Raw genomic sequence first — 20897 nt, forward strand, 5'->3', positions numbered from 1 at the left:
TGCGGTCACGACATCCAGGACGTGCGGCCGAACCGCTCCCAACGCTCCACCACACGCGGGGTGGCCGAGCCGGGTTCCGGCTCGTAGACGGCGCGGCCCTCGATGAACACCCGCTCCACGCGGGAATCGACCGCGAGCGGATCGCCCGACCACACCACGAGGTCGCCATCGCGCCCCGGCTCCAGTGCACCGACGCGCGCGTCGAGGCGGAGGATCTCCGCGGGGTTGCGCGTGAGCGCGGCGAGCGCCGTCTCGGCCGGGAGACCATCGCGGACCGCGAGGATCGCCTGCAGGCGGATCTGGTCGATCGGGACCACGGGGTGGTCTGTCGTGATGGCGACCTTGACGCCGGCCTCCGCGATGAGCGCCAGGTTGGAGATGGCGCGGTCGCGCAGCTCGACCTTGGAACGCGAGGTGAGCATCGGGCCGAAGATCACCGGGATCTGCTTCTCCGCCAGCACGTCGGCGATCTTGTGCGCCTCGGTGCCGTGGTTCACGACCAGTGTGTAGCCGAACTCCTCCGCGATGCGGATCGCCGTCGCGATGTCGTCGTGACGGTGGCAGTGCTGGTCCCACACGAGGTCGCCGGCGAGCACCGCGGCCAGCGTCTCTTTGCCGAGGTCGCGCTCGAAGGGCTCGTCCTTCTCGGCGGCCGCCGCGCGCTTGTCGGCATAGTTCTGCGCGGCGACGAACGCCTCGCGCAGGACGGATGCCACGCCCAGGCGCGTCGACGGGGTCTGCTTCTTGTCGCCATAGACGCGCTTGGGGTTCTCACCCAGCGCCGACTTGACCGACACGTCCATCGCGAGGATCTGCTCGTCGACGGTCCGACCGCCCCACGTCTTGACGGCCACCGTGCGACCGCCGATCGGATTGCCGGAGCCGGGCTTGATGACCGCCGTCGTCACGCCGCCGCGCAGCGCGTCGCGGAAACCGACCTCCTCGATGTCGATGCCGTCGAGCGCTCGGAAGCGCGACCCGTTGGGGTCGGTCATCTCGTTCGTGTCGTTGCCCGACCAGCCCTCACCGTCCTCGTGGACGCCGAGGTGGCCGTGCGACTCGACGAAGCCGGGGAGCACCCAGCTGCCGGTCACGTCGATCACTTCGGCATCCTCCGGTACGGCGGTGTCGGGTCCGCCGACAGCGGTGATCACGCCGTCGGTGACCACCACCGTGCCCCCGTCGATCGGGTCGGAGCTGACAGGGACGACGAAGCCGCCGGTGACGGCGAGAGTGCGAGCCATCCTCCCAACCTACGCCCGCGTCCGGACGGCGTGCGGTCAGGCGCCGGGCGGGCCCTCGAGGACCGTCGGGACGTATTCGAGGAGCTGGATGCGCTGGTCGAACGTCCGCGCCTCGACGAGCTCGAGCGCCACGTCGGGGTACCCGTCGAAGATGCGGTCCTGCCCGGTGGCGCCCGTGATGAACGGGAAGATACCCACGCGGTAGCGGTCGACGAGGCCGGCCACTAGCAGCGAACGGCAGAGCGCGACGCTCCCCAGAGTGCGCAGCGGGCGGTCCGATTCCTCTTTGAGCCTGCGCACGTACGTCGCCGCGTCGTCGCGGACGAGCGTCGAGTTCGCCCATGTCAGCGGGTCTTCGAGGCTGGACGAGAACACGTACTTCTGCACGCCGTTGAGCACGTCGGTTCCGGGCTCACCACCCGCGGTGAGCTGCGACATCAGCCGGTAGGTGGTCGCACCCATGAGCACCGGGGAGTCCTTCTCGGGCGACTCGTCGAGCCATCGGAGGTACTCAGGCGCCTCGACGCCCCAGAACCCGGGCCATCCTTCGGCGGCGCCGTAGCCGTCGAGCGAGATGATGAAGTCGATCGTCAGGGTCTGCATGACTCTCCTTCGCGTGCGTCGGCGCACGTCGCACCCCGGACGCGTGTGAGCGGGATGCCGCGCGCCCGAGCCTAGGCCGAGGCTCCGGCGGGCGAAACCCACCCGCGACAGAGCCGATCCGCCCGCGGCCGTGTGCGGAGTGGCTACCCGAAGTCGCCCGGCGCCATGTCGGTGAAGCGGGAGAAGTGGCCCTGGAAGGCGACCGTGACGGTGTCGGTCGGGCCGTTGCGGTGCTTGGCGACGATGAGGTCGGCCTCGCCGGCGCGCGGCGAGTCCTTCTCGTAGGCAGCCTCGCGGTGCAGCAGCACCACCATGTCGGCATCCTGCTCGATCGAACCCGATTCACGCAGGTCGGACAGCGCCGGCTTCTTGTCGGCGCGCTGCTCGGGGCCACGGTTCAGCTGCGACAGGGCGATGACGGGGACCTGCAGCTCCTTGGCGAGGAGCTTGAGGGCACGAGAGAACTCCGAGACCTCCTGCTGGCGGGACTCGACGCGCTTGCCCGAGGTCATGAGCTGGAGGTAGTCGATCACGACCATCTTCAAGCCCGCCCGCTGCTTGAGGCGCCGGCACTTCGCACGGATCTCGACGAGCGTCATGTTCGGGCTGTCGTCGATGTAGAGAGGAGCGTCGTTGATGCGGCCGCGTGTGGCAGCGACCGTCGTCCAGTCGCGTGAGTCGAGCGTCCCCTTGCGCATCGACTGCAGCGGAATGGCGCCCTCGGCGCTGAGCAGGCGCATCGCGATCTCGCTGCGGCCCATCTCGAGCGAGAAGAAGATCGTCGGCATGTCGTGCTTGATGGCAGCGGCCCTGGCGAAGTCGAGCGCGAGCGTCGACTTACCCATGGCAGGGCGCGCGGCGATGATGATCATCTGCCCGGGATGCAGGCCGTTCGTCAACTGGTCGAGCCCCGAGAAGCCGGTGGGGATGCCGGTCATCTGACCGTCACGACCCCGGGCGGCCTCGATCTCTTCAACCGCGGCATCCACGGCGATCGTGAGCGGGACGTAGTCCTCAGCCTGCTCGGCACCGGTCACCGAGTAGATCTCGGCCTGCGCGTTGTTGACGAGATCGAGCGCCTCTCCCTGACCGGAGTAGCCCATCTGCACGATCCGGGTGCCGGCCTCGACGAGGCGGCGCAGCAGCGCGCGCTCGGAGACGATGGACGCGTAGTAGCCCGCGTTCGCCGCGGTCGGGACGATCGACGTGAGCGTGTGGAGGTAGTCCGCGCCGCCCGCGCGCTGAAGGTCGCCGGTCTTGATGAGCTCGTCGGTGACGGCGACGACATCGGTCGGCTCACCGTGCGAGTAGAGGGTGAGGATCGCCTCGAAGATCAGCTCGTGCTTGGGGATGTAGAAGTCGGTGCCCCGCAGCGTCTCGATCACATCGGCCACCGCGTCCTTCGACAGCAGCATGCCGCCCAGCGCGCTCTGCTCCGCGAGCAGGTCGTGTGGGGGAGTGCGCTCGTAATCGCTGCGCCCGTCGCGCGGGCCGCCCAGGCGCTCCTCAGAGATGTCGGCGATCGACATAGGCTGCTGTCCTCCCCATCGTTCGGTCCGAGCTCTTCCGGCATGCTCGGGAGCGAATTGCGGCGCGAGGCGGCACGCGCGTGCACTCCGGTCGGCGGATGCCGCGGCATCCGGTTCCGATCGTGCGTTCTGCGTTCCCCCTGGCCGCCCCCGCGCCCCCGCGTCACGCACGAAGACGGCACCCGAGCCGGCCGCACACCACGCTATGGACGGCCTCCGACACTCGCAACAGACCCTGTGGATAACTCTGTGGAGAGGTTGCGCGAAACGCCGACGCAGCTGTGAACAACCTCTGTGGAGAACCGCCCGGCGTTCTGGGGGATTCGTGTCGAAAACTGCCGCTGATCAGGGCCTGCGAATTGCACATCCTGTGGAGAGGGATGTGGTTGAAGTGGCAGTTGAAGGTTTCAGCCCCTTGGCGGACACCTGTGCACAATTCCGGGGATTCTGTCGACCCGGCGACAGACGGCACGGTGGGAGCGCGTCGAAATCCCGCTCTGGACAACGGTGCGGGCGTGACGGTAGCCTCGTTTGTCCAGGCACCCTCACGCACGATCCGTTCGGAACGTGCGGCACTTTCGTCGTGGGAGGTGAACGTGGAGATTGCAACCTCGCAGCTGCCGAGGATCGTACGGCTCGCCCTGATCGGGGTGGGCACCGCGTTCGCCTGGATCGTCGTCTCACTGGTCCTCGGCCTCGGGCTGGGGCAGGCGCACGCCGACGACTCCAAGAACGACGGGCTGCTCGGGGGTGCCCTGGGCGCGGTGACCTCGGCGGTCGACTCGACCGCCTCGAGCGTCACGGGCGCCGTCTCCACCGTCACCTCCGGCGTGACCGGGGCCGTGAACTCCGTGGTCGCCGCCGTGCCCGCACCGGTGCAGCAACCGGTAGGCGGTCTCGTGAAGACGGTCGGCGCGGTGGTGTCGGGCGTGACACAGCCCGTCTCCGACGTCGTCTCCGGCGGCGTCGTGAGTGGCGTCACGCAGCCGGTGGTCGACCTCGTAACCTCGGTTCCGGTGGTCGGCGACGTCGTCACGGGCGTCGGCCTGGACGACGCCGTGAACGACCTGGGCGGCACCGTCGACGACACCCTCGGCGGACTCGTCGGGGCTGTCGACGACACCGGCGCGGGCATCGGGCAGCCGCCTGTGAGCGACGGTGAGGAGCCGGCTCTGCCCGGCCACCCCGGAACGACCCCGGCGTTCCCGGCATACGAGGGCGATGGGGCGGTGGCATCCTCACCGGCCGCCACCGCGACACCTTCGGCTGATGCCATCGCACTTCAGAACTTCCGCGGCCATCGGGCCGTGGACTCCCTGGCCGTAGGCCCCGCAAGCGACAGCGCGACAGTCGCACCGTCCACCATGGCAGGTGGCATCGGCGGGCCTTCCGGCATGGCGGGCGGACTCTGCCTGCCGACTTCTTCCGCGGGACCCGGTGGTGCGGGTCCCGGCGCGTGGGCATTCGTCGCCCTCGCTCCTCTCACCGCACACCGTGCCTGGGTGCATCGAGCAGGACCCGAGGACGAGCGTGTGCCGGCAGCGCCTGCCGGTTCCACCGACGTCTCCCCCGACTGATCGGTTCCCTGCCGCTCGCTTGACCGAGCGCGATTCGACCGAGCCCTGCTCCGTCGACCCGTGACCGGATCGAGCCTTCCGCGGCACGACTGCAGTGCACCCTCGCGCGCTGCGCAGCGCACATCCGCGCGCTGCAAACCGATCAAAAGTCAAAGGGGAACATCATGCGTACTTTCTACAAGCGCGCCCTTCTGGGCACGCTCCTAGCCGGCGGCATCACGCTGCTCGGCGCGACGGTCGCCAACGCGGCCGAACAGCCATCCGATCCTGACCTGCTCTCGTCGGCCGTCGCCGACAACGGGCTGATCGACTCCGTTCTCGGTGACGGACTCGTCGATCCCCTCCTGGGCGATGAAGGGGCTCTCGCCCCGGTGACGGGTACCGCCGCCGCAGTTGTCGACGAACTGACCGGCACGACCGCCGGATCAACCGTCGTCGACGCTCTCGTCGGTGACGACAGCGCTCTGAACGACGTCGTCGGCGACGGCGCTCTCGTCGAAGGCGGCACGGTGGGCAACGTCGCATCCAACGTCGACGCCGTGCTCGACGACGTCGCCGCCGGTGACGTCGAAGGGGCTGTCGGCGACCTGGGCACCACGATCGAGGACCTCGGCTCCGACGTCGGAGACACGGTGACCGATGCCGCCGCCAACGCCGACGACCAGGTGATCAACGGCGTCGTGGGCGGTCTGCTGACGGACGTCGCCGGCGTGCTGGCGGGGGACGACCCGCTCACCGGCACAGCAGGCCTGGTTCAGAACCTGGGCGAGAACACGGCCGACGCGACCGACACGACCGGTCTCCTCGAGGACGCCCTCGAGACGACGCTCGAAGGCGGGCCCACCGCGACGCCGGCGACGCCCGTGGACGACGCGGACGGCCTGCTCACCGGCCTGACCGAAGACGACGGCCTCATCGACGGGCTCCTCGGGGACGGCGTGCTGGATCCAATCCTCGGCGACGACGGTGCTCTCGAGCCGGCGACCGACGCGGTGTCCGGACTGCTCGACGGCGCGACGGGTTCGACGGCCGGCAGCGTCATCCTGGACGGTCTGCTGGGCGCCGATTCCGGGCTCAACGACGTCGTGGGCGACGGCATCCTCGTCGAAGGCGGGCTGGTCGGCAACCTTGTCGACAACGCGGACAACGCGGTGGATGACCTGCTCGACGGCGACCTCGACGGAACGGTCGCGGATCTGGGCACCACGGTGTCGGACCTCGGCGCCGATCTGGGCACGACCGTGACGAACGTCACCGAGAACACCGCCGACCAGGTGGTCGACGGCCTCGCGACCGATGCGGTGGGCGACGCGGGCACCATCCTCGAGGAGCTCCTCACGGGCGGAGATGTCATCGGCGCCGTGTCGGACGCTGTCCAGAACGCCGGCGACAACACCTCGAACGCCGTCGACAACACCGGCCTCGTGGATGACCTGCTCACCGACCTTCTCGGTGACACGGACGTGTCTGGTCCGACCGACCCGACCGACCCGACGGACCCGACGGATCCGACGGACCCGACCGACCCCACCGACCCCACCGACCCGGGGAACCCGACGGACCCCACCGACCCGGGAGCTGACGGGACGCCGGGTACCGGTGGATCGGACGGCATGACCGGCTCGACGGCCTCGGCCCGCACCGCCGGCACGGCCACACAGCTCGCCGCGACGGGAGGGACGGGCGCGATGCCCTTCCTGTTGCTGGGAGTCGCGCTCTTGGCGGCGGGAGCCGTCGCGCGCGCGTCGCGGCGACGCTCCGCGTAGCGGGCTCGGCGGGGGCTCTGTTCCCCAACACGCCCCCGCCACCGCTCGTGTGAGCAGGCGGGGGGGTTCGTGAGAGCCCTCCCGCCCTTGGACCACCTCCGACCGCGAAGCAGGCTCTGCCTGAGCCGGATCGCGATCGTAGGTGCCGCAACCCGGCCCTCCCCTCCCGACGACCCCAGCGTCGGGAAAGCGCCGGGTTGGAACGGGCGGATGCCGCGACCCGGGGGGCTCGCGGCATCCGTCTCGTCCTGCCCGCCGATGGCTCCTGCCCGCCGACGGCTCGTGCCGCCGGGGTTTGCGGCGACGGGGAGCGGTCGACAGAGTGGAGGGATGCCCCTTCCAGAGCCGTACCGCCTCTCTCCCGTCCCCGCGGGCCGCCTCGACGACGTGCTGCGCCTGGACACGTGGGCCTTTCCCACCGAGCGCTCCGTCGAAGCGCTGCGGGCGCTGCCGAGTCCGCTCAGCTGGGGACGTACGTACGGCGTCTCACGGGAGGGCGATGCGAGCCACCTCGCGGGTTTCCACGCCACCTATCCGCTGCGGGCGTACCCCGTTCCGGGTGCCGAGGTGGCATGCGGCTGGCTCACCTGGGTCGGCGTGCATCCCGGCCACCGGCGCCGCGGCATCCTCCGTGCGATGATGGAGCACCACTTCGCCGACTGCCTGACCCACGGCGAGGCGATCTCGGGCCTCATGGCCGCCGAGACGCCGATCTACGGCCGATTCGGGTACGGCATGGCGGCGCCCCAGCTGACCCTCACGATCCCCCGTGGCGCGGCGTTGCGAGCGGTGCCCGGTGCAGCGGAGCTGGACGTCGAACTGGAGGAGTGGGATGCCGCCGCCCACGGTGACGTCGTCGCGCGGATCCACCGGGACTACGCGCGCGTGCCGGCCGGTCTCGGCCGCCCGGGTTGGGCCACCCGTGAGACCCCGCAGCTGCGCGCCGCCCGCGACGCCGACCCGGCGTCGTTCCGCGGGGGCAAGGAAGCGCTGCGGCTGCTGCTCGTGCGCGACCGATCGGGCACGGCCATCGGCTACGCGACGTTCCGCCGCGCCATCTCGTGGGAGCGAGCCGGCGCCGAGGGTACGGTGCACGTGCGGGAGGCCGTCGCGCTGACGCCGGCAGCCGCACACCGCATGTGGTCGGTTCTGCTCGACCTCGACCTCACGTCACGCGTGCAGGTATCGAACCTGCCGGTCGACGACCCGATCGTTTCGCTGCTCGTCGACATCCGGCAGGCGCTGCCGGACTTCCAGGACAACTCGTGGATCCGCATCCTCGACCTCCCGGCTGCCCTCGGGCAGCGTCGGTACGCGGCAGACGTCGATGTGGTGCTCGAGGTCTCCGACGCGATGCTGCCGGCCAACGCGGGCCGCTGGCGGGTGCGCGCCGAGGCGTGGGCCGAGGCAGAGGTGACGTCGACCGAAGCCGAGCCCGGCCTCGTGCTCGACATCCGGGAGCTCGGAGCGGCGCATCTCGGCGCCACGTCACTCGCCTCCCTGGCGCAGGCAGGTCTGGTGGAGGTGCGCTCGCCCGAGGCACTGCGGACCGCTTCGGCGGCATGGACGTGGCCGGTGGCCGCCGGGGCGAACTGGATCTTCTGAGCCGACCGTGACGGATGTCACGGGCAGGTCATGACGCCCGTGTGAGGGCCGACGACGACGCCGGCGCGAGGCTTGCGGCATGGAATCGACAGACACCCTCGTCCACGCCGAGGCCGCGGCATCCGCTCGGCTCCTCGCCGTCGACGCGACCGCCCTGCGCAAGTCGTTCGGATCGGTACACGCCGTTGAGCACGCAACGCTCCAGGTGCGCCCCGGTGAGGTCGTCGCCTTCCTCGGACCCAACGGTGCAGGCAAGACCACGACCATCGACATGCTGCTCGGGCTGTCGCAGCCTGACGCGGGCAGCGTGCGGGTCTTCGGCGAGTCGCCGCGTGCAGCCATCGCCCACGGGCTGGTCTCGGCGGTGCTGCAGACGGGCGGGCTGCTCAAGGACCTGACCGTCCGCGAGACCCTGCAGCTCACCGCCAGCCTCTTCGCCGACACCCGTCCCGTCCCCGAGGTGATGCAGCGTGCCGGCATCACCGAGATCGCCGACCGCCGCGTGAACCTGTGCTCGGGCGGCCAGCGGCAGCGGCTGCGTTTCGCGATGGCACTGCTCTCCGACCCCGGGCTGCTGATCCTCGACGAGCCGACCACCGGCATGGATGTGGAGGGAAGGCGCTCGTTCTGGAACGCCATTCGAGCGGATGCCGCGCGAGGGCGCACCGTGCTCTTCGCGACGCACTACCTCGAGGAGGCCGACGAGTACGCCGACCGGATCGTGCTCATGAGCCGGGGACGCATCGTCGCCGACGGCGCCACCACCGACATCAAGAACCTCGTGTCGGGACGCACGGTCACCGCCACGCTGCCCAACGCCGACGTCGCCGCGCTGGCGATCCTGCCCGGCGTCGACGGCGTCCAGGCGATGGGCGATCGATTGATCATCCACACCAGGGACTCGGATGCTGTGACCCGACACCTCCTCACTCAGACCGAAGCGCGCGACCTGGAGGTCGCGGCGCAGAACCTCGAGAGCGTCTTCCTCGCCCTCACCTCGGAAGGATCCGCATCATGACCACCACCACCGCCCTCGACCAGGTCTCGCTGCAGCGCCGCGTCCCGCCGCTGGGCGGCTTCAACCTCGTCTACCTGGGCATCGAGCTGAAGCGGAAGCTCCGCAACCGCCAGACCCTCCTGTTCACCATCGGATTCCCCATCGTGATGTTCGTCATCGTGGGACTGCCCATGCGCGACCAGGCGCTGACCGACACCCCGATCTCGCAGGGCGGTCCTTCGGTGGCCGCCTACATCATGGTGTCGATGGCGATGTACGGGGCCATGATGTCGGCGACCCAGACCGGGTCGGCGGTCGGGCTCGAGCGGGCGCAGGGGTGGAGCCGTCAGCTGCGTCTGACCCCCTTGAACCCGCTGGTGAACGTGATCGTCAAGATGCTCGCCGGCATGCTGCTGGGCCTGCTCGCCATCGTGGCGACGTACATCGCCGGCGCGATCGGCGGGATCCACCTGAGCGCCGTGCAGTGGATCGCGACGGGGCTGACCGCCTGGCTGCTCGCCAGCGCCGTGTTCACGACCCTCGGCCTCATGGTCGGGTACCTCGTGCCCGGCCAGAACGCCGCCCAGATCACCAGCCTCTCGATCGTCCTGCTGTCGTTCCTCGGCGGGCTCTTCTACCCGATCGGCTCCATGCCCGGCTTCATGCAGGCGATCGCCCGGTTCACGCCGGTCTATGGCATCAGCGAGATCACCCGCGTGCCGCTGACGGGCGCGGGCTTCGATCCGCTCTGGCTGGTGGGCGCGCTGGTGTGGCTCGCCGTGTTCCTCGCCGGCACCACGTGGGCCTTCCGTCGCGACACGAAGCGCGTCTGAGCGGGTCTTAGGGTGATGGCATGCACGCGACACAGCGCGAGGGCGGGCTCCGTGCCGAGAACGCGGGGCCGACATGGCCCGTGCGGCGGCCCGACGCGGCGGTGACGGCGGGTTCTTTTCCGCGCGCGCTGTGGTCGCGATCGGCCGCGAGCTGGTACATCGGTGCCGGCGTCGCCCTGGTGTGGCTCGTCTCCCTCGCCCGGGACGTGCTCGCGCAGCCCGGTCCGCTCGCGTCGCGGGTGATCGGCATCGCCCTCCTCGTCGTCTTCGCGATCGCGTTCCTGGCGTCGGCGCCGCTCGCGTGGACGCTGCGCTACCCGGGGCGCCTGGCGGTGTGCGCCGGGCTGTTCGCGCTCTCGTTCACGCTGTTCCCCTGGCTGGGGTGGGGCATCGGCGCCCTGTGGACCTACGTCGGGGTCACCATCGGCATGTGCGTCTTCCCCTGGCGATGGACGTGGCCGATGATCTTCGGGCTCGGTGCTCTCGCCCTCGTCACCAACGGCGTCGTGGAGGGGTGGCCCCAGTACGTGCTGTTCCTTCCGGCGATCATCGTCTCGATCTCGCTCATGATGTCCGCCTTCGCCCGCAACAACGCCGCGATGAACCAGCTGCGCCACACGCAGAGACAGCTCGAGGCGCTCGCGGTGGAGCGCGAGAGAGGCCGCGTCGCCCGCGACATCCACGACATCCTGGGCCACTCCCTCACCGTCGTGACAGTGAAGGCAGAACTCGCGGGTCGACTCGTGGACGTCGACCCCGAGCGGGCGAAGGCCGAGATCGCGGAGGTGGAGGCACTCGCCCGCGGCGCCCTCGCCGATGTGCGGGCGACCGTCGCCGGGGTCCGCTCGGTCAACGTGAGCGGCGAGCTGGCCGAGGCACGCGCCGCGCTGACCGCCGCGGGCATCGCCGCGCAGCTGCCCTCGTCGACGGATGCCGTGCCGCCCGGACGCCGGGAGCTCGCCGGCTGGATCGTGCGCGAAGGGGTGACCAACGTCGTGCGCCACTCGGGTGCGACGGTGTGCCGGGTGACGCTCGGTCTCCACGAGATCGAGATCGCCGACGACGGGGTCGGGCCCACGGAGCCGGCGGCCGGGGCGACCGGGCTCGCGGGGCTGCGCGAGCGCGTCCACGCCGCCGGCGGGCAGCTCTCGACCGGCCGCAGTGACCTCGGCGGCTTCAGCCTGCGGGTGACACTGTGATCCGGTTGCTCGTCGCCGACGACCAGGCGCTGGTGCGCGGGGCCCTGACGGCGCTGCTCGGCCTCGAGTCCGACATCGAGGTCGTCGCCGAGGTCGGCCGCGGCGACGAGATCGTCGACGCGACGCTCGCTTCGCGACCGGACGTCGCGCTGATCGACATCGAGATGCCCGGCATGGACGGTATCCGCGCGGCCGCCGCCCTGCGTGCGGCGGCGCCCGCGTGCCGTGTGCTGATCGTCACGACCTTCGGCCGGCCGGGCTACCTCAAGCGCGCCATGCAGGCTGGTGCATCGGGTTTCGTGGTGAAGGACACTCCCGCCGCGCAGCTCGCCGACGCGGTGCGCCGCGTCGCGCAGGGACTCCGGGTGGTCGACCCTGCTCTGGCCGCGGACTCGCTCGCCCAGGGGGATTCGCCGCTGACCGAGCGCGAGACCGACGTGCTGTCGGCCGCGCAGCAGGGTGGGTCGATCGCCGACATCGCCCGCGCCCTGCACCTCTCGGAGGGGACCGTGCGCAACCACCTCTCCAGCGCGATCGGCAAGACCGGCGGCCGCAACCGTGCCGACGCCGCGCGTGTGGCCCACGAGAACGGCTGGCTGTAGGCGCGCGTCGCGCGGACCCCCGAGACGACGGATGCCGCGGACCCGAAGGTCCGCGGCATCCGTTCGTGCGCCAGGATTACTTGGCGGCGACCACCTGCAGGGTGATCACGGCGGTGAGGTCGTCGCGAAGACGGACCGTCGCCTCGTGCTCGCCGGTCGACTTGATGGGCGAGGTGATGTGGATCTTGCGCTTGTCGAGGTCACCGAGACCGGCGGCCTTGACCGCGTCGGCGACGTCGGCGGTCTTGACCGCACCGAACAGGCGACCCTCGGCGCCGGCCTTGACGGCCAGGCGGACCTTGTTGGTCTCGAGGTTGTTCTTCAGCGCCACGGCCTCTTCGTGGTCGTGGATCGCGCGCGCCTCGCGGGCGGCGCGGATCGACGCCACCTGCTTCTCGCCACCGCGGGTCCATGCGACCGCGAAGCCCTGGGGGATGAGGTAGTTGCGGGCGTACCCGTTCTTGACCTCGACCACGTCACCGGCGCTGCCGAGCCCGGCGACCTCGTTCGTGAGAATGAGCTTTGCCATGTCGGTACTCCTTAGCGGCCAGCGCCGGCGTAGGGCAGGAGCGCCATCTCGCGCGCGTTCTTGATCGCCTTGGCGATCAGACGCTGCTCCTGCACCGAGACACCGGTGATACGACGGGCGCGGATCTTGCCGCGCTCCGAGATGAACTTGCGGAGAGTGGCGACGTCCTTGTAGTCGATGACGCCGACACGGATCGCCTTCGCGGGAGCGGCGTTCTTCGCGCCCTTCCGCGGCTTCCGGCGGTCGCCGGTTGCCTTTCCAGCCATGGTGCTTCCTTTACGTTTTGCTGATCGGATGCCTCGTCAGGGGCATCCGGAATCTGTGTGTGAGAACGGCCCTTTAGAAGGGGGTGTCGTCGCCGTAGGCGCCGGGAGCGGCCCAGGCGTCACCGCCGGCGCCGCCGGTCGAGCCGGGCGTCGACCACGGCTCGTCGGCGACCTGCGCCGGACGCGACTGTCCGCCGCCGCCGAAGCCGCCACCACCGCCGGAGCCGCCCGCGGCGCGGGTGACCTGGGCGGTCGCGTAGCGCAGCGACGGGCCGATCTCGTCGACCTCGAGCTCGATGGCGGTGCGGTTGTTGCCCTCGCGGTCCTGGTAGCTGCGCTGCTTGAGGCGGCCGGTCGCGATGACCCGCATGCCCTTCGTCAGCGAGCCGGCGACATGCTCGGCGAACTCCCGCCACACGCTGGCGCGGAGGAACAGCGCTTCGCCGTCCTTCCACTCGTTGGCCTGACGGTCGAAGTTGCGCGGCGTCGACGCGATCGTGAAGTTCGCGACGGGCAGGCCGTTCTGCGTGTAACGCAGCTCGGGGTCAGCCGTGAGGTTGCCCACGACGGTGATGATCGTCTCGCCGGCCATGTGGATCAGGCCTTCGCAGCCTTCGCCGGGGCGGCGGCCTTGCGAGCGGCACGCTCGTCGGCGCGCTGCTTCTCCGATGCGATCATCGCGATGGCCTCTTCGGCACGCAGCACCTTGGTGCGCATGACCTGCTCGCTGAGGTTCAGCTGGCGGTCGAGCTCCTGCGTGGTCGCGGCGGTCGCGGTGAAGTTGACGACGGCGTAGATGCCCTCGTTCTTCTTCTGGATCTCGTAAGCAAGGCGGCGCTTGCCCCAGATGTCGATGTTCTCGATGGTTCCACCGTCGGTCGTGATGACCTTGAGGAACTTGTCGAGGTTGGCGCCGACCTGGCGCTCGTCGATCTCAGGGTTCAGGATGACCATGAGCTCGTACTGGTGCGTCACTAACCCACCTCCTTCGGACTAGAACGGCTGCCGGGCATTTCCCGACAGCAGGAGGGTGTGTTGCACGTCATCCGGCTGACCGCGCCGCGATCCCAACGGTGAGACCTCCGCGCGTGCGGACAACCCTCCTATGGTAGCGGATGCCTCGGTGCACGCCGAATCGCGAAGCGTTGCCGCCGATCTCGCCCGATCCCGGTGCGACACGGTAGGTTCACGGCAGGCCACGTGATCACTCGCCGGAGTGCGGGCCCACGACCCGATCAAGCGATTATCGATTATGCTGACGGAACACGCTCCAACGATGGGACTCCCGGATGCCTCGCACGAACATCCTCGTCTTCGCCGGTGATTCGATCACCGACTCCGGCCGCGATCGTACCGACCCCGCCTCGCTGGGGGACGGCTACGTCCGGCTCATCGCGGAGGCCGTCGCGGGGGACGACGCGATCGTGGTCAACCACGGCATCGCCGGCGACCGCGCGGTGGATCTCAGCGCGCGCTGGGACGACGTGCTGGCATCCGATCCCGACCTGCTCACCGTCTACATCGGTGTCAACGACATGTGGCGGCGCTTCGACAGCGACGATCCCACATCGGCCGACGAATTCGAGTCGACTGTCGCCCAGCTGCTCACCGCGGCCCGCGATGCCGGGCTGCAGCGGCTGATGCTCGTCGAGCCGTTCTTCGTGCCCGTGCGCGAGGACCAGGCGGGCTGGCTCGAGGACCTCGACCCCAAGCGGGCGGCCGTCCGGCGCCTGGCGGAGCGTTTCGAGGCGACGTTGGTGCCGCTGCACGAGCGCGTGTCGGCGGCCGTGGCCGAGCACGGTGCCGCGGCGATCGCGCCCGACGGGGTGCACCCGACCGCACAGGGCGCGGCGATCATCGCCGACGCGTGGCTCGCGGCGTACGCGACGGCCGACGCCGCGGCGGCGGTGAGGGCGGCATCATGAGCGACGCGCTCAGCTCGGTCACCGAGCTCAAGCGGGGCCTGCTGTCGGACCAGATCTACGAGCTGGTCAAGACGATGATCAAGGACGGGTCGCTGGCGCCGGGTGAGCAGCTGGTGGAGTCCCAGCTCGCGCGCCGCCTGCAGGTCAGCCAGGCGCCCGTCCGCGACGCGTTGAAGCAGCTCGCCCACGAGGGTCTCGTGACGCACGTGCGGCACCAGGGCAACTTCGTCACGAGCTACACCGACGAGGAGGTCGCGCAGGCCAAGGTCGCGCGCGCGGAACTGGAGTCCATCGCGGGGCGTCTGGCCTGCGGTGCGTTGGACGCCGGTGCCCACCGCCACCTCGAAGAGCTGATCGCCCAGATGCACGCGGCGGCCGAGGCGAAGGATCTCGGGTCGTTCCGCGAGCTCGACTTCGCGTTCCACCGCTCGGTCATCGAGGCGAGCGGGAACGTCTACCTGCCGCGCATGTGGGACATCATCGAACCGAGCCTGCGCTCGCTCCACGTGCTGGGCGACCCGGCGTTCGCAGGCGACTGGCACGTCGTCGCCGAATGGCACCGCAGCCTCCTCGAGGCGCTGGACGCCGGCGATCCCGACGGGGCCGCGCAGCTGTTCCACGCGCACGCCGCCGGCACGCTGCTTCCCGACGACGAGTAGCCTGCCGCGCGGCCCTGTCAGGACCGCGTCGACGCGGTCAAGGCAGCCATCATCGGGCAGAATCGCACTACTCTGCTCGAGCGATTCATCGATCCGTCCGAGATCGCCAGCCTCGTGACCTATCTCGCCAGTCCGCTGGCGTCAGCGACGAACGGGTCAGCCGTCCGCGCCGACGGCGGAGTACTCACTGCCCTGCTCTGACCGGTGGGACGGGTCAGTCGCGGGAGGTCGCGTTCACGCTGCCGGAGCGTTCCTGGCCGCTGAGGCGGGCGATGGCAGCCATCATGCGCTCGGTGATCTCACGACGAGCCTTGCCGTCGGGCACGCCCTCGAGGTCCGCGAGGTCGAGCGGCTCGCCGAAATGCACCTCGACGCGCGGGCGGCCGGGCAGCAGATGGCTGAAGGGCTTGACGGTGCGGGTGCCGATCAGACCGACGGGAACGACCGCGGCGCCGGTCTCTCGGGCCATCCAGGCGGCGCCGCCGTGTCCTTCGTGAAGCTTTCCGTCGCGTGACCGGGTCCCCTCGGGGAACACTGCGAACACGCTGCCGGCCCGCAGGATGCTGCTGCCGGCGTCGAGGGCGGCCCGGGCATCCCGACCGGTCGCGCGGTACACCGGCACGCCGCCGATCGAGGTGAAGAACCAGCGCTTGAAGCGGCCCAGGATGCCCGAGCCGGTGAAGTACGACGACTTGATGAGGAACTGCACCGGGCGCGCCGCGGAGGTCGGAATGATGACCGTGTCGAGCGACGCGAGATGGTTGCTCGCCAGCAGCACCGGGCCTCGGGCGGGGACGTTGCGGCGACCCGTGATGCGGGGGCGGTACATCAGCCAGAACAGCGGCCGCAGCACCACTCGCCCGACGAAGTAGACGGCGCCCGGGCGCGGGGCGGGAGCAGGTGTCGACGGGGCGGGCGCTGTCACGACGCCACCCTACCCGTCACCGGCCGTCGATCTTCACGCGTCACCTCGCCCCGTCGAGGCCGCGGCTCGCACCTTGGCGATGGTGCCGCGAACGACGGCGTCACACCTCGGATCAGATCCCGTAGGTGTGCGCGGCCGTGGCCTGCCAGAAGGCGGACGACCGGGAGCCCCAGACCCGATCGACCCGAGCGATCAGACGCGTGTAGGGCACGGTGCGGGCCGACATCGGCCAGTCGCTGCCGAACATGAGCCGATCGGCTCCGAAGAAGGTGGATGCCGTCGCCGCGAGCGCGGTCAGACGTGCGTGGTCGTCGACCCCGGTGGCCAGGCCGGAGAACTTCGCCATGGTGTTGGGTTCGGCCGCCACCCGGCGCAGTGACTCCTCCCACTCCGGCGTCGGCTCGCCGGCGCCGAGGCCGAGGTGGCAGAGCACGAACGTCGTGCTCGGATGCCGCGCCGCGACGTGTGCGACGGCGCCGAGCTGTGCGGGCCGCACGAGCCACTCGATCACGCGGTCCGTCGACGCGGCGCCCTCGCAGAGTGCATCCAGAGCGGGGACGTCTGAGAGGTCGGCGGCACCGCCCGGAGTCGCGACGCGGATGCCGCGCACGCGGTCGTTCAGCACGATCGTGGCCAGGCCCGCCCAGCCGTCGGGACCCGGGACGTACTGCAGCACCGCCGAGCGCACCACGGGGTCCCGGTCAGCGACCTCGAGCAGCCAGCGCATCTCGGGCAGCGTGTCGCCGGCCTGGACGGCGAGGGCGGAAGTGACGGGGCCGGTAGCAAGGGCGGGTTGCGGCGTTTCATCTCGCTGCGCTCGCTCAACGAACGAGGAAGGGGTGAGTGCGGGTTGCGGCGTTTCGTCTCGCTGCGCTCGCTCAACGAACGAGGAAGGGGACGCCTCTCGTGGCAGGCCGAGGTCGTCGCGGAACCACGAGAGCGAAAAGCGCGAGAGGTCCCACAGATGGATGTGGGCGTCGACGATGGTCACAGGCGCTCGATCTCGACCCACAGCTCTTCGGGGATCTCCGCCTGCTCGGCGCGAGCGAAGTCCTCCACCTCCGCGGGCGTCCGGGCCCCGACGACCACGGCATCGACCGCCGGCAGACGCAGCGGGTAACGCGCCGCCACGTGCCGCAGCTCCACCCCGAAGCGCTCGCACAGCGCCGACAGCTCCAGCGCTCGCGCCTGCATCTCGGACGGAGCCTCGCGGTAGTCGAAGTACGGAGTGCTCTCGGGGTCCGCGAGGATGCCCGAGTTGAACACCCCGGCGGCAACCACTCCCACACCCCGTGACGCCGCCGCCGGCAGGAGCGACGACTCGCCCCGATGGTCCAGAAGGGTCGTGCGGCCCGCGATCATCACCACGTCCACATCGGCCTCCCGCACGAACCGCGTCAGCGGATCGGGCCACACCATCCCCACGCCGATCGCCCGCACGACACCCTGCGACCGCAACGCGATCAGCTCAGGCATCGCCGACCGCAACGCCTCATCGACGTCCATCGGGTCGTGCAGGTACAGCAGGTCGATGCGATCCGTCCCGAGCCGCGCGAGGCTGCCCTCCAGGCTCCGCAGCACCCCGTCGCGCGACAGGTCCGCGACGGTGTCGGCGCCGACCTGACCCGACGGAACCGCCGCGCCACCGGCATCCACGATCGTCCGTCCCACCTTGGTCGCGATGGCCACGGAGTCCCGCGGGATCCCGGCCAGCGCCCGCCCCAGCCGCGCCTCGCTCGCCCCGGCACCGTAGTGCGGGGCGGTGTCGAAGAAGCGGATGCCGGCATCCAGCGCCGCCGCGACGGTCGCGTCCGCGTCCGCATCGGCGACGGCGGTGAAGAGGTTGCCGATCGGCGCACACCCCAACCCGAAGGTGTCGGATGCACAAGGGCTGGGCGTCAGCGGGCGAAGGCCTGCGCGGAACGCCACAGCTCGTACTCCTCACGCGAGTCGGGCGTCAGGGGGTAGTAGTCGCTCAGACGCGCGCCCTCGTCGAGGCGGCGGCGGCTGAAGGCCTCCCAATCCTCGTGGTCGGCGGCTGACTCGAGCACCGCGCCGGCCATGGCCTGGGGCACGATGACGGGGCCGTCGCCGTCGGCGATCACGACGTCGCCGGGCATGCACAGCGCGCCGCCGACGGCGACCGGTACGTCGTACGCCCACGGGAACAGCTCGGTCTGCGACGCGTAGTGCGGCGTCGTGCCCGTCGACCACACGGGCAGGCCCAGCTCCTTGATGCGGTCGGAGTCGCGGATGCGCCCGTCGACCACGATGCCCACACCGCCCTTCTTGACGAAGTAGCGCGCCAGGATGTCGCCGATGCAGCCCGAGTACTTGCTGCCGAACGCCTGGATCACCAGCACGTCGCCAGGCTTCACCTCTTCGAGCACGTGCCACAGCGCGGTGTGCCGCTCGACGTACTCCTGGCCGTGGCCGGACGCGAGGTCTTCGCGCTGCGGCATGAACTGCAGCGTGATGGCCGAGCCGACGATGCGCTGCCCTTCGGCCAGCGGCCGCGGACCCTCGACGAACGAGCGAGAGATGCCCATGCCGTGCAGCTTCGCGCACGCGGTGGCCGACGACACGCGCTCGAGGTCCTGCAGCGTCTGCGGGTCAGCACGGCGGTATGCACCGCCGCGTACCGGCAGCTCGAAGTCGGGGCGCGGGAACGCGGCAGCAGGATCAGACATGGGGCACTCCTTCGAGAGACAGGGGAAGCGTGGATGGCGCACCCCGGTGCCGCGGCGTGACACCGGAGCTCACCGTGTGCAGGGTCAGGTCGGCCCGGTGCGCGGGCGGCAGGCCGATGACGACGGCATCCTGGTCGTCGGCGAGCTCGCGCGTCACCGAGACAGGGTGTCCGGGCGTCGAGGCGTACGCGGTGCTGGGCCCCGGATAGACGCCGTCCCTTTCGGCGTGCGCCGTGACCGATGCGATCCGCCGTTCACCGAAGCGCGATGCCCGCACGCGCACTCGGCGGGAGCGCGTCGTGGAGGTGTTGACCAGCGCCAGCTCGATGCGGTCGCCCGCCAGGCGCGAGACCAGCGCCGCCACGTCCTGCGGCAGACCGGGGCGCCCGGCATCCGCGTCCTCGTATACCACCGCCGCGAACGGCAACCCGCCGTTGTACAGGACCTGCGGGGTGCCCGACACCAGCTGGCTCAGCACCTCGGTGACGACGGGGTTGACGCGCTGCCAGAAGTGCAGGTGGGCGGCGTCCGGATCGCCGTCGGCTGCCGCCATGAGGGCGACGCGACGGGCAACCTGGCCGAGCGCCATTGACAGCGCCCGCTCCGGGTAGTCGGGGAGGTCGCCGTCGAGGTACGCGATCCACGGTGCCTCGTGCCCCGCCTCGGCCTTGTCGCGGAACGGCTTGACCGGGTCGTCCATGTGAGGAATGCCCGCGATGACGCGTCGTACCCGCGCCAGGTCGTCGTCGCGACGCGACCACCACCAGACCCACAGCGGCAGCTCGAGCGGCATCGGGCCGTAGTCGAACCAGCCGTGGCGTCCGTACCGGTGCGGCACGAGAAGGGCCGGCTTCTCGGCATCCGCTCCCCAGCGGGCGAGCCACCCCCCGCGCAGACTGAACGGCGTCTGGGCGATAGGCGCGACGATCGCGTTGTCGAGCACGGTGTCCAGGAGGAACCGGGCCGGGTCCAGTGCCCCGTCGTCTCCCGTCAGGAACGCTTGGTTGATACCCGCGATCACCGCCGCCATTCCCACGGAGGGCAGCCCGTGCGGCCACGTCCACCCGTAGTGTCCGCCGTACCATCGGCCGTCGTGGAGACCGCCCACGGTGCCATCGGGAGCGACGTTGTCGGGCAGCAGCCCGCCGTTGCGCGCGGCGCGTTCACGCCACCCGTCGACGTAGTCGCGGAGCCAGGCGGCGGACGGCTCGTCGCCGTCGTAGAGCCAGCGGTTCACGACGAGACTGGTCGCCGCGAGGTTGACGGCCACATCCCCGGCGGCCGCCCGATGCATGGCCTCACCCATGGCCGCGGCCAGGACGGGGTCGGCCAGATCGTCCCAGCGGTCGATGCCCGGCACGTACTCGAGCGGCAGTCCGTAGGGCCGCATCTCCGGGCGGTCGGAAGAGTAGGGCTCGGGCTCGTCACTGAGACCCGGTCGCGGCCCCAGCGCACCGTTGTGCGGTGCGCGGATGATCCCGAGCCGCGGGTCGAAGTTGCCGTGCGCGGCATCCGTGTACAGCTCGGCGAAGCGTCGCGCACGCTCGGCGAAGCGGGTGTCGGCGGGGTCGGCCGCGCACAGGCCGTAGAAGAAGAGGAGCGACTCGCCCTGGTGGAACCAGTCGTATCCGTTCTCGTACTCGCCGGTGAGCATGCCCGCCTCGCTGAGCTGCGCCGTCACCCCCTCCCAGTGGCGCTTCGCCGCCGCCAGGACCTCGTCGCTGCCGCCGAACAGGTAGAACGCCGGCCAGTTGAAGAACGGCTCGTACAGGTCGTCGACCCCATCACGGTCGACGAACGCCGCGGGCGGGCGCAGCCGGCCATCCGCCTCGGTGAACGTCGCCGAGAAGAGCCGCCAGGCGTCCTCGATCTCGTCGAACAGCCGGCGCTCGAGGACGGCCCAGGCGGGCAGCTCGGCCAGGGGGTATCCGTGGATGGTGTCGGTCAT

22 protein-coding genes are annotated in these 20897 nt (G+C 70.6%); 10 read left to right on the forward strand and 12 right to left on the reverse strand.

What is annotated here, in order from left to right; translation table 11 throughout:
• Positions 1–5 precede the first annotated feature (5 nt).
• The 3 genes from C9992_RS10705 to dnaB all read right to left on the reverse strand — a co-directional run bounded on the left by C9992_RS10705 (position 6) and on the right by dnaB (position 3376).
• A complete protein-coding gene (locus tag C9992_RS10705; RefSeq protein WP_106815578.1) occupies positions 6–1244 on the reverse strand; it encodes an amidohydrolase in 1239 nt (412 codons plus the stop codon).
• A 36-nt stretch (positions 1245–1280) separates the two neighbouring features.
• Positions 1281–1847 (reverse strand): dihydrofolate reductase family protein, encoded by a 567-nt coding sequence (locus C9992_RS10710; protein ID WP_106815579.1) that lies wholly within the window; start codon positions 1845–1847, stop codon positions 1281–1283.
• Positions 1848–1990: 143 nt separating this feature from the next.
• Positions 1991–3376: a replicative DNA helicase gene (gene dnaB / locus C9992_RS10715; RefSeq protein WP_106815580.1), complete on the reverse strand. Its 1386-nt coding sequence runs from the start codon at positions 3374–3376 to the stop codon at positions 1991–1993.
• Between the two features lie 596 nt (positions 3377–3972).
• On the opposite strand from dnaB, the gene C9992_RS10720 reads away from it, so the two are divergent.
• From C9992_RS10720 to C9992_RS10750, 7 genes are all read left to right on the forward strand, one after another.
• Positions 3973–4953, forward strand: coding sequence for a hypothetical protein (locus C9992_RS10720; RefSeq protein ID WP_235008188.1), 981 nt, complete (start codon positions 3973–3975; stop codon positions 4951–4953).
• Positions 4954–5117: 164 nt separating this feature from the next.
• Positions 5118–6719, forward strand: a complete 1602-nt coding sequence (locus C9992_RS10725; protein WP_106815581.1) for an LPXTG cell wall anchor domain-containing protein — start codon at positions 5118–5120, stop codon at positions 6717–6719.
• 330 nt (positions 6720–7049) lie between these two features.
• A complete protein-coding gene (locus tag C9992_RS10730; protein WP_106815582.1) occupies positions 7050–8324 on the forward strand; it encodes a GNAT family N-acetyltransferase in 1275 nt (424 codons plus the stop codon).
• A 79-nt stretch (positions 8325–8403) separates the two neighbouring features.
• Entirely contained in the window at positions 8404–9342 is a 939-nt protein-coding gene (locus tag C9992_RS10735) for an ABC transporter ATP-binding protein (RefSeq protein WP_106815583.1), read from the forward strand.
• Entirely contained in the window at positions 9339–10154 is an 816-nt protein-coding gene (locus C9992_RS10740) for an ABC transporter permease (RefSeq protein ID WP_106815584.1), read from the forward strand. The genes C9992_RS10735 and C9992_RS10740 overlap by 4 nt, the downstream gene beginning before the upstream one ends.
• 20 nt (positions 10155–10174) lie before the next feature.
• The gene (locus C9992_RS10745) at positions 10175–11353 is read left to right on the forward strand and encodes a sensor histidine kinase (RefSeq protein WP_106815585.1); all 1179 of its coding nucleotides are present in this window, start codon (positions 10175–10177) and stop codon (positions 11351–11353) included.
• Positions 11350–11955, forward strand: coding sequence for a response regulator transcription factor (locus tag C9992_RS10750; protein WP_106815586.1), 606 nt, complete (start codon positions 11350–11352; stop codon positions 11953–11955). The genes C9992_RS10745 and C9992_RS10750 overlap by 4 nt, the downstream gene beginning before the upstream one ends.
• A gap of 76 nt (positions 11956–12031) precedes the next feature.
• On the opposite strand, the gene rplI is transcribed toward C9992_RS10750, so the two are convergent.
• The 4 genes from rplI to rpsF all read right to left on the reverse strand — a co-directional run bounded on the left by rplI (position 12032) and on the right by rpsF (position 13725).
• Positions 12032–12484, reverse strand: a complete 453-nt coding sequence (gene rplI / locus C9992_RS10755) for a 50S ribosomal protein L9 (RefSeq protein ID WP_106815587.1) — start codon at positions 12482–12484, stop codon at positions 12032–12034.
• Positions 12485–12495: 11 nt separating this feature from the next.
• Entirely contained in the window at positions 12496–12750 is a 255-nt protein-coding gene (gene rpsR, locus C9992_RS10760; RefSeq protein WP_005054609.1) for a 30S ribosomal protein S18, read from the reverse strand.
• Positions 12751–12823: 73 nt separating this feature from the next.
• On the reverse strand, positions 12824–13342 hold the full coding sequence (locus tag C9992_RS10765; protein WP_106815588.1) for a single-stranded DNA-binding protein: 519 nt from the start codon (positions 13340–13342) through the stop codon (positions 12824–12826).
• Positions 13343–13347: 5 nt separating this feature from the next.
• Positions 13348–13725, reverse strand: a complete 378-nt coding sequence (gene rpsF, locus C9992_RS10770) for a 30S ribosomal protein S6 (protein WP_106815589.1) — start codon at positions 13723–13725, stop codon at positions 13348–13350.
• A gap of 314 nt (positions 13726–14039) precedes the next feature.
• Here rpsF and C9992_RS10775 point away from each other — a divergent pair, with 314 nt between their 5' ends.
• From C9992_RS10775 to C9992_RS10785, 3 genes are read left to right on the forward strand one after another with little or no spacing between them, the layout of a single operon-like run.
• Entirely contained in the window at positions 14040–14675 is a 636-nt protein-coding gene (locus tag C9992_RS10775) for an SGNH/GDSL hydrolase family protein (RefSeq protein ID WP_106815590.1), read from the forward strand.
• Positions 14672–15334 (forward strand): GntR family transcriptional regulator, encoded by a 663-nt coding sequence (locus tag C9992_RS10780; RefSeq protein WP_106815591.1) that lies wholly within the window; start codon positions 14672–14674, stop codon positions 15332–15334. Before C9992_RS10775 ends, C9992_RS10780 begins: the two co-directional genes overlap by 4 nt.
• 51 nt (positions 15335–15385) lie before the next feature.
• Positions 15386–15535 carry an SDR family oxidoreductase gene (locus C9992_RS10785; RefSeq protein ID WP_407662244.1) on the forward strand — a complete coding sequence of 50 codons (150 nt, stop codon included), beginning with the start codon at positions 15386–15388 and terminating at the stop codon, positions 15533–15535.
• A 13-nt stretch (positions 15536–15548) separates the two neighbouring features.
• Here the strand turns inward: C9992_RS10785 and C9992_RS10790 are convergent, their stop codons facing one another.
• From C9992_RS10790 to C9992_RS10810, 5 genes are all read right to left on the reverse strand, one after another.
• A complete protein-coding gene (locus C9992_RS10790; RefSeq protein ID WP_235008189.1) occupies positions 15549–16259 on the reverse strand; it encodes a lysophospholipid acyltransferase family protein in 711 nt (236 codons plus the stop codon).
• 112 nt (positions 16260–16371) lie between these two features.
• The gene (locus C9992_RS10795) at positions 16372–17250 is read right to left on the reverse strand and encodes an amidohydrolase family protein (protein WP_160150869.1); all 879 of its coding nucleotides are present in this window, start codon (positions 17248–17250) and stop codon (positions 16372–16374) included.
• Positions 17247–18188: an aldo/keto reductase gene (locus tag C9992_RS10800; protein ID WP_106815593.1), complete on the reverse strand. Its 942-nt coding sequence runs from the start codon at positions 18186–18188 to the stop codon at positions 17247–17249. Before C9992_RS10800 ends, C9992_RS10795 begins: the two co-directional genes overlap by 4 nt.
• Positions 18158–18949, reverse strand: coding sequence for an RraA family protein (locus C9992_RS10805; RefSeq protein WP_106815594.1), 792 nt, complete (start codon positions 18947–18949; stop codon positions 18158–18160). The genes C9992_RS10800 and C9992_RS10805 overlap by 31 nt, the downstream gene beginning before the upstream one ends.
• A complete protein-coding gene (locus tag C9992_RS10810; RefSeq protein ID WP_106815595.1) occupies positions 18942–20897 on the reverse strand; it encodes a hypothetical protein in 1956 nt (651 codons plus the stop codon). Before C9992_RS10810 ends, C9992_RS10805 begins: the two co-directional genes overlap by 8 nt.

Source organism: Microbacterium timonense, assembly GCF_900292075.1.
GTDB lineage: Bacteria > Actinomycetota > Actinomycetes > Actinomycetales > Microbacteriaceae > Microbacterium > Microbacterium timonense.